13 protein-coding genes are annotated in these 12,396 nt (G+C 74.2%); 10 read left to right on the forward strand and 3 right to left on the reverse strand.

The genetic code is table 11. The features are described from left to right. Window positions 1–6 precede the first annotated feature (6 nt). Entirely contained in the window at window positions 7–294 is a 288-nt protein-coding gene (locus WCD74_RS18470; protein ID WP_337696337.1) for a UBP-type zinc finger domain-containing protein, read from the forward strand. A 9-nt stretch (window positions 295–303) separates the two neighbouring features. On the opposite strand, the gene WCD74_RS18475 is transcribed toward WCD74_RS18470, so the two are convergent. Further along, a complete protein-coding gene (locus tag WCD74_RS18475; protein ID WP_337696338.1) occupies window positions 304–1,008 on the reverse strand; it encodes a GntR family transcriptional regulator in 705 nt (234 codons plus the stop codon). A 92-nt stretch (window positions 1,009–1,100) separates the two neighbouring features. On the opposite strand from WCD74_RS18475, the gene WCD74_RS18480 reads away from it, so the two are divergent. Genes WCD74_RS18480 through WCD74_RS18495 form a run of 4 tightly spaced genes read left to right on the forward strand, consistent with a single transcriptional unit; the run spans window position 1,101 to window position 5,106 of the window. After that, window positions 1,101–1,982: a fumarylacetoacetate hydrolase family protein gene (locus WCD74_RS18480; protein WP_337696339.1), complete on the forward strand. Its 882-nt coding sequence runs from the start codon at window positions 1,101–1,103 to the stop codon at window positions 1,980–1,982. Beyond that, the gene (locus WCD74_RS18485) at window positions 1,979–2,956 is read left to right on the forward strand and encodes an alpha/beta fold hydrolase (RefSeq protein WP_337696340.1); all 978 of its coding nucleotides are present in this window, start codon (window positions 1,979–1,981) and stop codon (window positions 2,954–2,956) included. The genes WCD74_RS18480 and WCD74_RS18485 overlap by 4 nt, the downstream gene beginning before the upstream one ends. Beyond that, the gene (locus tag WCD74_RS18490) at window positions 2,953–3,558 is read left to right on the forward strand and encodes a VOC family protein (RefSeq protein ID WP_337696341.1); all 606 of its coding nucleotides are present in this window, start codon (window positions 2,953–2,955) and stop codon (window positions 3,556–3,558) included. Before WCD74_RS18485 ends, WCD74_RS18490 begins: the two co-directional genes overlap by 4 nt. Then, the gene (locus WCD74_RS18495; RefSeq protein WP_337696342.1) at window positions 3,559–5,106 is read left to right on the forward strand and encodes an FAD-dependent monooxygenase; all 1,548 of its coding nucleotides are present in this window, start codon (window positions 3,559–3,561) and stop codon (window positions 5,104–5,106) included. 152 nt (window positions 5,107–5,258) lie between these two features. On the opposite strand, the gene WCD74_RS18500 is transcribed toward WCD74_RS18495, so the two are convergent. Both WCD74_RS18500 and WCD74_RS18505 read right to left on the reverse strand, forming a co-directional pair. Continuing rightward, on the reverse strand, window positions 5,259–5,810 hold the full coding sequence (locus tag WCD74_RS18500; protein ID WP_337696343.1) for a DUF3800 domain-containing protein: 552 nt from the start codon (window positions 5,808–5,810) through the stop codon (window positions 5,259–5,261). Window positions 5,811–5,874: 64 nt separating this feature from the next. After that, window positions 5,875–7,020, reverse strand: a complete 1,146-nt coding sequence (locus tag WCD74_RS18505) for a glycerophosphodiester phosphodiesterase family protein (protein WP_337696344.1) — start codon at window positions 7,018–7,020, stop codon at window positions 5,875–5,877. Window positions 7,021–7,121: 101 nt separating this feature from the next. Here WCD74_RS18505 and purD point away from each other — a divergent pair, with 101 nt between their 5' ends. The 5 genes from purD to WCD74_RS18530 all read left to right on the forward strand — a co-directional run bounded on the left by purD (window position 7,122) and on the right by WCD74_RS18530 (window position 12,325). Then, complete coding sequence (gene purD, locus WCD74_RS18510) at window positions 7,122–8,363, forward strand: phosphoribosylamine--glycine ligase (RefSeq protein WP_337696345.1); 1,242 nt, start codon at window positions 7,122–7,124, stop codon at window positions 8,361–8,363. A gap of 135 nt (window positions 8,364–8,498) precedes the next feature. Continuing rightward, window positions 8,499–8,837 (forward strand): hypothetical protein, encoded by a 339-nt coding sequence (locus WCD74_RS18515; protein ID WP_337696346.1) that lies wholly within the window; start codon window positions 8,499–8,501, stop codon window positions 8,835–8,837. 7 nt (window positions 8,838–8,844) lie between these two features. Continuing rightward, the gene (locus WCD74_RS18520; RefSeq protein ID WP_337696347.1) at window positions 8,845–10,305 is read left to right on the forward strand and encodes a transglycosylase SLT domain-containing protein; all 1,461 of its coding nucleotides are present in this window, start codon (window positions 8,845–8,847) and stop codon (window positions 10,303–10,305) included. A gap of 16 nt (window positions 10,306–10,321) precedes the next feature. Further along, window positions 10,322–11,488 carry a pyridoxal phosphate-dependent aminotransferase gene (locus WCD74_RS18525; RefSeq protein ID WP_337696348.1) on the forward strand — a complete coding sequence of 389 codons (1,167 nt, stop codon included), beginning with the start codon at window positions 10,322–10,324 and terminating at the stop codon, window positions 11,486–11,488. Between the two features lie 33 nt (window positions 11,489–11,521). Next, window positions 11,522–12,325: a potassium channel family protein gene (locus tag WCD74_RS18530; protein WP_337696349.1), complete on the forward strand. Its 804-nt coding sequence runs from the start codon at window positions 11,522–11,524 to the stop codon at window positions 12,323–12,325. Window positions 12,326–12,396 lie beyond the last annotated feature (71 nt).

The raw sequence follows: 12,396 nt of genomic DNA on the forward strand, positions 1-12,396 counted from the left end.
GGTCAGGTGGGCGCCTGTGAACACCTCATCGCATCGAAGGACCTCGACGCGCCGGTGCCGCAGGTCGAACGGGGCACGCCCGGCCTGATCTGCCCGGACTGCCGCGACGCCGGGTACGAGGTCTGGGCGCACCTGCGCATGTGCCTGACCTGCGGGCACGTCGGGTGCTGCGACTCCAGCCCCTACCGGCACGCCTCGTCGCACTTCACCGAGTCCGGGCACGCCGTCATGGAGTCGTTCGAGCCGGGCGAGTCGTGGCGCTGGTGCTACCTGGACCGCCGGCTCCTCCCTTAGGGAGTCAGGTCACGGGCGCACGGCGCCCATCGCGGCCAGCATCGTGGCGAGGTTGTCCTCGAGGTGCGCGCGGACCGCGGCGCGGACGCGCTCCGGGTCGCGTGAGCGGGCGGCGTCGACCAGCTCGTCGTGGGCGTGGGCCCGGTGGCGCGCGAACGACTCCGGCGCCTCGACGGGGTCGAAGACGAGCCGGGTGTACCGCTCCGAGGCGTCCCAGAGCGGGGTGAGCGTCCGCCGGTCCCAGGCGCTCGCCGCCGGCTCGATGAGGGCCGCGTGGAAGTCGCGGTGCGGCTGCCAGAACGCCTCGGAGGGCACCTGGCCGAACGTCGCGCGCACCATGCGGGCGAGCGCGTCGACCTCGTCGTCGGTGCGGTCGGGCGCCGAGAGCGCGGCCAGCTCCGGCTCGAGTGTGGTGCGCAGGCGGTAGATCGCGCGGAGGTCGTCCGGGTCGAGCGGCGTCACGATGGCGCTGCGCGAGGGGCTCAGGACGATGAGCCCCTGGGCCTCGAGCTGGCGCAGGGCCTCGCGGACGGGGACGTGACTGACGCCGAGTTGCTCGGTGAGCGCGGGGACGGTGAACGGCTGCCCGGGCGGGAGCTCGCCGCTGAGGATCGACCGCCGGATCTCGTGCAGCACGAGGTCCACCGCGGACGCCTTGCGCGAGGCCACCGACTGCACGCCGCGCACCGGTCCGGTCCCCCTGGTCACCGTCACGGGGCTACGGTAACGCACATTGACATCTTATAACTTAGCCTTCTACGTTCGTGGTGCCGGTCACGTCGACGTGACCAGAGAGGACACCTGACGTGCGCATCGCCAACCGGGCCGGTCGGCTCGTCCTGCTCGATCCCGCGGCCTCCCCGGAGGAGCCCCGCGGCGTCGACGTCGAGCAGGCGAGCGCGGGCCGCTTCACCGCCGATCCCCAGGCCGTCTACCCCCGCTGGTCGGAGTTCCGCGCGTGGGCCGCCACGGCGTCCTTCGCCGGGGCCGAGCCGGTGGACGCGGACGCGCTCGACGCCGTCGTCCCGCGGCCGCCGCAGGTCTTCGCGGTCGGGCTGAACTACCGCGACCACGCGGCCGAGTCCGGCATGGACCTGCCGACCCGGCCGCTGGTCTTCACCAAGTACGCCTCGAGCTTCACCGGCCCGCGCGGGGACATCGCGCTCCCGGACGGGAAGGTCGACTGGGAGGTCGAGCTGGTCGCCGTGATCGGGACCGGGGGACGGCACGTCCCGGCCGCCCAGGGGTGGGACCACGTCGCCGGCCTCGCCGTCGGGCAGGACGTCTCCGAGCGGGTCACGCAGTTCGCGGTCCCGCCCGCGCAGTTCGGGATGGGCAAGTCGTTCCCCGGCTTCTCCCCGGTCGGGCCGGAGCTCGTCACCGTCGACGAGGTGCGGGCCGCCGGCCTCGACCCCGACGACCTCGAGCTGGGCTGCCTCGTCAACGGCGAGAGCATGCAGAAGGGCCGCACCGGCGAGATGGTGTTCTCCGTCCCGGCCCTGATCGCGGAGCTCTCCGCGATCGTGACCCTGCTCCCCGGCGACGTCGTCTTCACCGGGACCCCGGCCGGCATCGGGGCCGGCATGACCCCGCCGCGGTTCCTCGCCGACGGCGACGAACTGGACACCTGGTGCACCGGCATCGGCCGGATGCACCACCGCTTCGTGGCCGGGGAGGCCCGGTCATGACGATCCTCGAGGCGGCCGACCGGGCGGGGACCTTCGTCGGCCACGCGTTCGCCGAGCACACCGTGGACCTCGGCGAGGTCCGGATGAACTACGCGGTGGCGGGCGAGGCGTCGTCACCGGCGCTGCTGCTGATCCCGGGGCAGTCCGAGTCGTGGTGGGGCTACGAGGCCGCGATGGAGCTGCTCGCCCCGCACTTCCACGTGCACGCCGTCGACCTGCGCGGTCAGGGACGCTCGACGTGGACGCCGGGCCGGTACACGCTCGACCTGTTCGGCTCGGACCTCGTCCGGTTCATCGACCTCGTGATCGGCCGCGCGACGATCGTCAGCGGGATGTCGTCGGGCGGGGTCCTGTCGGCGTGGCTGTCGGCGTACGCGAAGCCGGGCCAGGTCCGGGCCGCGGTCTGGGAGGACCCGCCGCTGTTCGCGAGCGAGGTCGCACCCGCCGTCGGGCCGGGGATCGGCGAGGCGATCGGGCCGGTGTTCGCCGCGTGGAACGCCTGGCTGGGCGACCAGTGGTCGATCGGGGACTGGCCCGGGCTGCTCGCCGCGATGCCGACGGCGGTCCCCGTCGAGATCCTGCGCCACCTCGCCACCATGATCCCGCCCGACCCGGACGCCGACCCCGCGGCCGGGCCGCCGCAGAACCTGCGCGAGTACGACCCGGAGTGGGGCCGGGCCTTCGTCTCCGGCACCGCCACCGCGTCGTGCGACCACGTGACGATGCTGGAGCAGGTCCGCGTCCCCGTGCTGTTCACCCACCACTTCCGCACCGTCGAGGCCGGACGGCTGGTGGGGGCCTCCTCCGACGACCAGGCGCGCCGGGCGCGCGAGATCGTCGAGGCCGCCGGCGGGCGGATCGACTACCGCTCCTTCCCGGACACGCCGCACTCGATGCACGAGCACGCCCCGAAGCAGTACCTCGAGACCGTCCTCGACTGGGTCGCGTCTCTCGACCGCCAGGAGAAGCCATGACCGACCACCGCGGCGTCCCGATCATCCCGCCGAAGCTGCACCACGCGACCTTCCTGACCCTCAAGCTCGACGAGATGGTCCGCTGGTACGGGCTGGTCTGCGGCCTCCAGCCGGTGCACTACGCCGAGACCGCGGCGTGGCTGACCAACGACGAGGCGAACCACCGCATCGCCCTCATCGCGCACCCCGCCATCACCCGCCCCGAGAACAAGTCGACCAGCGCCGGGCTGCACCACACCGCGTTCGAGTACGCGACGTTCGGGCAGTGGCTGGACAACTACGTCCGGCTGCGCGACCACGGCGTCACCCCGTTCATGTGCCTGGACCACGGCCTGACGATGTCGATGTACTACGCCGACCCCGAGGGCAACGGCGTGGAGATCCAGTACGACTGCTTCGGCGACTGGGCCGCCTCCAAGGAGTGGATGTGGTCGGCCCGCGAGTTCGCCGAGAACCCGATCGGGGAGTGGTTCGACGCCGACAAGATCGTCGAGGCGCGGGCCCAGGGGCTGTCGGCGGAGGAGATCCACGAGGGTGCGCGGGCCGGCAAGTACCGGCCCGAGAACCCGCCGGCGGACGTGCTGCTGCCCGAGGCCTACTGAATGCCCTCGACGCAGGTGCTCGTGGCGGGCGGCGGGCCGGTCGGGCTCTGCGCCGCGATCGAGCTGGGTCGACGCGGCATCCGGTGCGTCGTGGTCGAACCCCGCGCGACGGTGTCGCACGCCCGCCCCCGGTGCAAGACCGTCAACGTCCGCACCATGGAGCACCTGCGGCGGTGGGGCGTGGCCGACCGGCTGCGTGCCCGCGCCCCGCTCTCGCCCGCGTTCTCCACCGACGTCGTGTTCTGCACCTCGCTGGTCGGCCACGAGCTGTCCCGCTTCACCGGCGTCCTCGGCCTGGCCCCGCAGGGCGACCGGTTCCCGGAGGTCGGGCAGCAGGCCCCGCAGTTCGTCCTCGAGGAACTGCTGCGCGAGATCGTCGACGAGCTCGACGGCGTCGAGCTGCTCACCGACCGCCGCGTCGTCGACGTGGAGCAGACGCCCGACGCGGTGACCGTGCAGGTCGCGGACCCGGCCGGCGCGACGGTGGCGGTCACCGCGGACTTCGTCGTCGGCTGCGACGGCCCGCGCAGCGTGGTGCGCGACCGGATCGGGGCGGCCTACGTCGGCGAGCGGGCGCTGCGGCCGAACTACGGGATGGTGTTCCGGGCGCCCGGGCTCTCCGCGCGGGTGCGGCACGGGCCGGCGGTGCAGTACTGGACGGTGAACGCGGACGCCCCCGCGCTCCTCGGCCCGCTCGACCGGGACGACACCTGGTGGATGATCGCCTTCGGCGTCGACCGGGAGACCGGCGAGCGGGCGGGCCCGGCCCTCGTCGACGCGGCCGTCGGGGCGCCGGTCGGCGCCACGGTGCTCTCGACCGACCCGTGGACCGCGCGGATGCAGCTGGTCGACGCCCTGCGCGTCGGCCGCGTGTTCCTGGCCGGCGACGCCGCGCACCTGAACCCGCCCTTCGGCGGGCACGGCCTCAACACCGGCATCGGGGACTCCGTCGACCTGGGGTGGAAGCTGGCCGCCGTGCTGCAGGGCTGGGGCGGGCCGGACCTGCTCGCGAGCTACGAGGCCGAGCGCCGCCCGGTGCAGGAGCGGGTGATCCGCGCTGCGGAGGACAACATGCGCACCCTCTCCACGGACCTCCTCGCCGACGACCTCGACGCGTCGACCCCGGCCGGCGAGGACGCCCGCCGGGCCGCCCACGAGCGCATCCAGGCGACCAAGCACGCCGAGTTCCACGCCCTCGACCTGGTCCTGAACCTCGACCACCGCGGCTCCCCGGTGATTGCCGGGGGTCCGCACGCCGGCAAGCGCCTGCCCCACGCCTGGCTGCCCGACGGCCGTTCCGTCTACGACGTACTCGGCCCCGGCCTCACCCTGCTGACGCGGCCCGGGGACGACGCGACCGAGCTGGAGAAGGTCTGCGCGCGGCGCGGTGTCCCGCTGGTCGTCGCGCCGCTGCTCGACGACGACCTGGCCGCCCGCTACGGCGCCGGCGCGGTGCTCGTGCGGCCGGACCAGCACGTCGCGTGGGCCGGGGCCGCGCCGCCGGGCGAACCCGCCGTCGTGATCGACCGGGTGACGGGGCAGGGGTGACGGTGCTCGGGCTCAACTCCGTACGAATCGCCGCGTCTGACGTATAGTCGGTCTCAGTTGGGCACCGTGGGTGCCTCAGCGAGTCGCAAGGCCGTGTGACCTGGGGCAGACCGGGAGCACGGCCTTACGCATGTCTGGGGCGGCTGAGTCGATCAGCACGGTACGTCGATGATCTCCACGAGCGCGCCGAGCAGCTCACGGTGGTCGTCGACGCCATGCCGACCGGCGCGGACGGCGCCGGCGACGATGTCGGCCACCCAGAGCAGTGGCTCGTCCGCGCCACGCTGGTGATCCACCCGAAGACGAGTGCCCTTCGGAAGGTCGTTGCGAGTCGCTGTCACGAGTGTGACGTCCCGGCGGTCGAGTACCTGCTGACGGCTCTCGATGACGATGCGGGTCACGCCCATCCCGTGCAGCTCGTAGGTCAGGCGTCGCAGCGTCAGCCGCCGAGCTCGTTCCTGTCGCCTCGGCGGTACCGGCGCCCCGACGACGACCACGTGGACTCCGTCGAGGCCGGCCACGGTGGCCGTCGCGGTGCGACGTTGGTCGGCGTCCATCTCGTTCCAGTGCAGCTTGGCTGTGGCTCGCGCCGCGCGGAGTCCGAGCATGGCCGCGCGCGCATGCTCGGGATCGGGGCCCGTGAAGATCGCTGCGGCCAACACGTAGAAGCCCTCGCTGGGGTGCTCGTGGAACGACTCGTCCACGTAAGCGACAGCCCCAGACCCCATCCGATCAGGCTAGGAGCCCGACACACCGTCGAAGACGCGTTCAGTTCCACGCGGCGATCGCGGTGTCCGGGTTGTCGCTGAACAGACCCTCGATCCCGAGCGCGCGGTACTGGGCGTACTCGCCGAACGCGTCGCCGTAGGTCGACTTCGGTGCCCCCGGGGCGGTGCGCTGCAGCGGCGGCGGGAGGAACTCGTTCTCGTTGCGGAACGTGTACGGCATGGTGCGCAGCCCGGCGGCGCGGGCGTCGCCCGCCAACGTCGTCGGGACCCCGCTCGGAGCCACCACCCGCTCCTTGGACGGGCCCAGCCAGGTCGCGTAGGTGGCGACCTCCTGCAGCCCGGTGGCGGTGACCAGGTCGTCGAACGTGCGCCGGTCGCCCGCTGCGACGAAGTCGGCCGGGGCCTTGCCCGCCGAGTCGACGAGCTGCAGCAGCGGGCAGGCGATCTGGCCCTTGAGCGCCCGGAGGTTCGCCACCTCGAACGACTGCACGATCACCTGCGGGTCCTCCGCCAGGCCCCGCCGCCGCAGGACCTCGACGAGCGCGGGCTCCACCGGCAGCCCGACCGATGCGTGCCACGTCGAGTGCTTGACCTCCGGAAGGACCCCGACCCGTCGGCCCAGCTCCCGCGACAGGCCGTCGAGGAGGTCGAGGACCTCGTCGAACGTCAGCAGCGGGTCGCGGCCGTCGTAGAGGGTGTTGTGCGGGCGGGTCGCCGGGATGCGCTCGACGGCCCGGAGGGTCTTCAGCTCCGCGAGGGTGAAGTCCGTGGTGAACCAGCCGTCGTAGGACGTGCCGTCGATGACCACCGTGCGGCGGCGGTTCGCGAACTCCGGTCGCCGCCCGACGTCGGTGGTGCCGCCGATCTCCGGCTCGTGGCGGGCGACGAGGCGCCCGTCCCGCGTCATGCAGAGGTCGACGTCGACCGCGTCCGCCCCCATCCGCGCGGCCAGCGAGTAGGCCGAGGCGGTGTGCTCCGGTCGGTACCCCGACGCGCCCCGGTGCCCGACGATCGTCACCTGCCCCCGTCCCGGTGCGGGCTGCCCGGGCGCGGGCGTTCCGGCCGGTGCCGGGGTCGACCCGGCGGTCGGCTGCGCCGCCGGCGCCCCGTCCGAGCACGCGGCGAGCCCGGCGGCGGCCGCCAGTCCCCCGGCGGTGGCGAGCGCGACACGGCGTGAGAGCGGCATGGCGCCGATGCTTTCCCGACGGCGGGTCGCGTCGCCACCCGGGGTGGGTGAACAAGCGGTGCGTGCGCCGCCCGCCGCACCGGCCCGTAGGGTCTCGCGGCGTGCGCGTCCTGGTCGTCGGGTCCGGAGCCCGCGAACACGCTCTGCTGCTCGCCCTCGCGGCCGACCCCGCCGTGACGGCGCTCGCCGCGGCCCCCGGCAACGCCGGCACCGCGAACGTGGCGGAGCACCCGGGCCTCGCCGACCCGTCCTCGGGAACGGCCGTGGTGGACCTCGCCCGGCGCTGGCGGGCCGACCTCGTCGTCGTCGGGCCCGAGGCACCGCTGGTCGCGGGCGTGGGGGACGCGCTGCGCGAGGCCGGGATCCCGTGCTTCGGGCCCTCGGCGGCGGCGGCCCGGATCGAGGGGTCGAAGGCGTTCGCGAAAGACGTCATGGCCGCGGCCGGGGTGCCGACCGCGCGCTCCGAGGTCGTCGACACCCCGGCCCGGCTGGACGCCCTGCTCGCGCGGTTCGACCCGCCGTGGGTGGTCAAGGACGACGGTCTCGCGGCCGGGAAGGGCGTGCTGGTCACCTCCGAGTACGACGACGCCCGCGCGCACGCCATGGCGGTGCTCGAGGCGGGGCACCCGGTGCTGCTGGAGTCGTACCTCGACGGGCCGGAGGTGTCGCTGTTCTGCTGCGTCGACGGCACGGACGTGGTGCCGCTGGTGCCCGCGCAGGACTCGAAGCGGCTCGGCGACGGCGACGTCGGCCCGAACACCGGCGGCATGGGCGCCTACGCCCCGCTGCCGTGGGCGCCGGAGGGGCTGGTCGACGACGTGGTGTCGACGATCGTGCGGCCCGTCGCGGCGGAGATGGCGGCGCGCGGGACGCCGTTCTCCGGGCTGCTCTACGCGGGATTGGCGCTGACGTCGTCGGGACCGCAGGTCGTGGAGTTCAACTGCCGGTTCGGCGACCCGGAGACGCAGGCGGTGCTGGCGCTGCTGCGGTCGTCGCTCTCGTCGCTGCTGCTCGCGACGGCGACCGGGAAGCTGGGTGCCGAACCCGCCCCGACGTGGGCGGACGGGTACGCGGTGACCGTGGTCGTCGCGGCCGAGGGGTACCCGGCGGCGGTGCGCACCGGCGAGGTCATCACCGGGTCCGACGGCGACGGCGTGCTGCACGCCGGCACGCGGCGCCGCGACGACGGGGCGGTGGTCTCGGCGGGGGGCCGGGTCCTGTCGGTGGTCGGCACCGGGGCGACGCTCGAGGGTGCCCGCGCCGACGCCTACCGCCGCCTCGACGGCATCCGCCTGCCCGGGGCGCACTGGCGCACCGACATCGGGCTCGGCGCGGTGTCCTGAGCGGTGTCAGCAGTGCGGCCATGCTGACGCTGGACGTCACAATCGTGGGTGGTACGGCACCGTCCCCGACGGCGGGCGGCGCGAGATCTCGCGAACGGCCACCAGCACGTCCGGCGTCGACCTAACCTCCTGCGCATGCCCGACGTCGTCTACGGCACCGCCGCCATCGAGCAGGCGCGCCTGGAGGTGGCCACCCACGCCCGCCGGCTGCCGGCGTTGGCGGATCTGCTGGGGCCGGCGGGGCAGTCGTCGGGGCTCGGCGGGCTGGAGTCGGCGGCGCAGCTCGCCGGGGCGTTGGCCGACTGCCGGGCCGCCCTCGAGGCCGACCTGACCGCGGGCGGGGCCCGCCTCGGCGAGACCGACCGGGCGCTCGATGCGACCCTGCGGTCGATGCAGGCCGCCGACACCGACACCGCCGGGTCCCTGGGCACCCGCTCGTTCGCCTCGACGCGGGGCTTCGCGGTGCTCGGGTAGGCGCTCCGTGGCCGGGTGGGGGTACGACGTGCTGGGCGCGCTCGACGCGACGCCCGGCACCGAGGGGCTCCGGGAGGTGGTCGCCCGGGTGGACCGGGTCGACACCGGAGCGCTCGCGGACGTCGCCCGGCGCTACGCCTCGGTGGCGGAGGGCACGGAGGCCTCGGTGCGGGCCGTCGCCGACCGTGGGGACGGGGTGGCGCAGGCCTGGCAGGGTCCCGGCGCCGACGCGTTCGCCCGCTACACCGCCGACGTCGCCCGCGCCGGCTCCCGGACCGGCGACGCCACCCGCCGCATCCAGGGCGAGCTCGCCGACCTCGGCCGCACCCTCGCGGGCCTGCGGGAGGAGGTCGCCGGGCACGTCTCCGACGCCCTGGACCTCGCCCGCGCCCGCCCCGACGACGTCCGGGCCGCCGTCGCCGACCCGACCGCCCGCGCCCGGGCGGCGCTGGACCGCGCCGAGGTGGAGGTCGCCGAGTGCGCCCGACGGCTCCGGGCGGTTGCGGACGGGGTCACCGGGTTCTCACGGCTGCGCTCGCCCGACGCCGGGGTGATGTCCGCGTCCTCCGGGGCCGCCGCGCGCTGGACCGACCGGCAGGGCGCCACGATCGGCGCCGACGAGCCGGTCCGGGCTGCTCGCATTCTCGACGGCGGGTCGGGCTCGGACGGCGGGTCGGGCTCGGACGGCGGGTCGGGCTCGGACGGCGGGTCGGGCTCGGACGGCGGGTCGGGAGATCGAGACGAGACCACCGTGGCGGAGGACGACGTGGCCGGGGACGACGTGGCCGGGGACGACGTGGCCGGGGACGACGGGGACGCCCGGGGCTCCCGGGCCGACGCCGCCGATCCCGGCAACGGCGGGCGCTACGACTCGGGCGTCGACAGCACGACGGGAACCGAGTCCGATGGACGCGGTTCCGGGGAAGACGACGACGCACGCGACGAGACCGAGTCCGGTGGACGCGGTTCCGGCGAGGACGACGGGGCCGAGGACGGCGCGGCGGAGGACACCTCGGAAACCGAGTCCGGCGGAAGCGGTTCTGGTGGGGGTGACGAGGCTGAGGAGGGTGCGGCGGACGACGACGCCGGCACCGCCCCGTCGTCGGGAACGGGTGGCGTGCAGGACTGGATCCGCGAGGCGACCGCGATCCTCGCCGAGAACGGCGTCGACCCCGACAAGATGAAGGCCGACGACATCGCGACGATCATCGAGCACGAGTCCGGCGGCGACCCGGACGCGGTGAACGACTGGGACTCGAACGCCGACAAGGGCACGCCGTCGAAGGGCCTGATGCAGACGATCGGCCCGACGTTCGAGGCGAACAAGCTCCCCGGGCACGACGACATCACCGATCCCGTCGACAACATCATCGCCGCGGTCCGGTACGCGATCCGGCGCTACGGGTCGGTGAGCGAGGTGCCGGGCGTCGAGGCGGTCGCACGCGGGGACTCGTACGTGGGGTACTGATGGCGGGGTGACCACCATGCGCCGCCCGTCCGCCCGCGCCCAGGTCCCGCCGTTCCACGTGATGGACGTGTGGGCGGCCGCCACGGAGCGTGCCCGCACCCACGGCGACCTGGTCAACCTCTCCGCCGGACAGCCCTCGACGCCGGCGCCGGTGGACGTCCGGCAGGCGGCGAACGACGCGCTGGCGAACCACATCCTCGGCTACTCCGGCTCGCTGGGGACCCCCGAGCTGCGTGCGGCGATCGCGGGACACCACCGCCGCCGGTACGGCGACCCGGACGTCACCGCGGACGACGTCGTCGTCACCACCGGCGGCTCCGGCGGCTTCCTGCTCGCCTTCATGGCCGCGTTCGACCCCGGCGACACCGTGGTCCTCGCCCGGCCCGGCTACCCCTGCTACCGCAACATCCTGGCGAGCCTGGGCTGCGAGGTCGTCGAGCTGTCGTGCGGGGAGGAGACCCGGTTCCAGCCCAGCGTCGCGATGCTGGACGCCCTGGACGAGCCGCCGGCCGGGCTGATCGTCGCCAGTCCCGCCAACCCCACCGGCAGCGTCATCGAGCCCGAGGAGCTCGCCGCCCTGGCCCGCTGGTGCGACGAGCACAGCACGCAGCTGATCAGCGACGAGATCTACCACGGCATCGAGTACGGGACCGGCCCCGCGACGGCCTCCGCGTGGAGCACCAGCCACGAGTCGCTCGTCGTCACCAGCTTCTCGAAGTACTGGTCGATGACGGGATGGCGGCTGGGCTGGTTGCTGGTCCCCGAGCGGCTGCGCCGCGCCGTCGACGTCATCTCCGGGAACTTCACCGTCTGCGCCCCGGTGCCTGCCCAGCTCGCCGCGCTCGGCGCGTTCACCGACGCCGCGTACGCCGAGGCGGACGCCCACGTCGAGCGGTACGCGATCAACCGCCAGCTGCTGATCGAGGGGCTGCCGCGCCTCGGCATCACACGCCTCGCCCCCGCCGACGGCGCGTTCTACGTCTACGCCGACGTCGGGCACCTGACGCACGACACGCTCGCCTTCGGGCAGCGCATCCTGGCCGAGACCGGGGTGGCGGTCGCCCCCGGCATCGACTTCGACCCGGTCGACGGCCACACCTGGATCCGGCTCTCGTTCGCCGGGTCGACGGACACGGTCCGGGAGGCCCTCGACCGCCTCGGGAGCTGGATCCCGACGCTCTAGGAACTTCCCGCGGAGTGGACCTACGCTGCGCCGATGTCAGAAGAGCCCGACGAGCCGCGGGTCGAGGCCTGGGAGCGGCGGACGGACGCGGCGCTCACCGTCGTCGGCCTGAGCTACCTCGCCGTCTACGCGGTCCAGGTCCTCGCCTTCCGCGGGCCCGACCCCGAGTGGTTCGCGCTCGACGTCGTGCTCTGGGTGATCTGGGGCGTGTTCGTCGTCGACTTCGTCGGGCGTCTCGTGCTGGCCCGCCGCAAGTGGCGCTTCATCGCGCGGCACCCGTTCGACCTGCTCGTCGTGGCCGCGCCATTCTTCCGCTTCCTGCGGCTGCTACGGCTGGTCGCCGTGGTCTCGTCGCTGGCGCGGGTGCTGCGCGATGACTTCCGCGGCCGGGTCGGGAGCTACCTCCTCGTGTCGGTGTCGCTGATCGGCTTCGTCGCGGCCCTGGCCGTGTACGAGGTGGAGCGGGACGCCCCGGAGGCGTCGATCACCACCTTCGGCGAGGCCGTCTGGTGGGTCCTGACGACGATCACGACGGTCGGCTATGGCGACCGCTACCCCGTCACGACCGAAGGCCGCTTCGTGGCCGCGGGCCTGATGCTGGGCGGGATCGCGATCCTCGGCACCGTCACCGCCGCGATCGCCACGTGGTTCCTCGAGCAGGTCGGCGCGAAGGACGCCTCCGAGGCCCTGCACCCGGCGGGGCCGACCGAGACCGAGCTGCTGATCGCCGAGGTCCGGGCGCTGCGGGCGCGGATCGACGAGCTCGAGGGCACCCCTGGTGCCAGCAGTGCGTCACTACTGTCATTGGACGCCAGGAACGCCGCACGCTCAGACTAGACGCGCGGAGGAGGGCGGACTGGCCGATTGGCCAGCCGCACGGCCCGCCGTCGACGACGCTCGGAGCGCGT

The sequence above is a fragment of the Actinomycetospora aurantiaca genome (assembly GCF_037401875.1).
GTDB classification, from domain to species: domain Bacteria; phylum Actinomycetota; class Actinomycetes; order Mycobacteriales; family Pseudonocardiaceae; genus Actinomycetospora; species Actinomycetospora aurantiaca.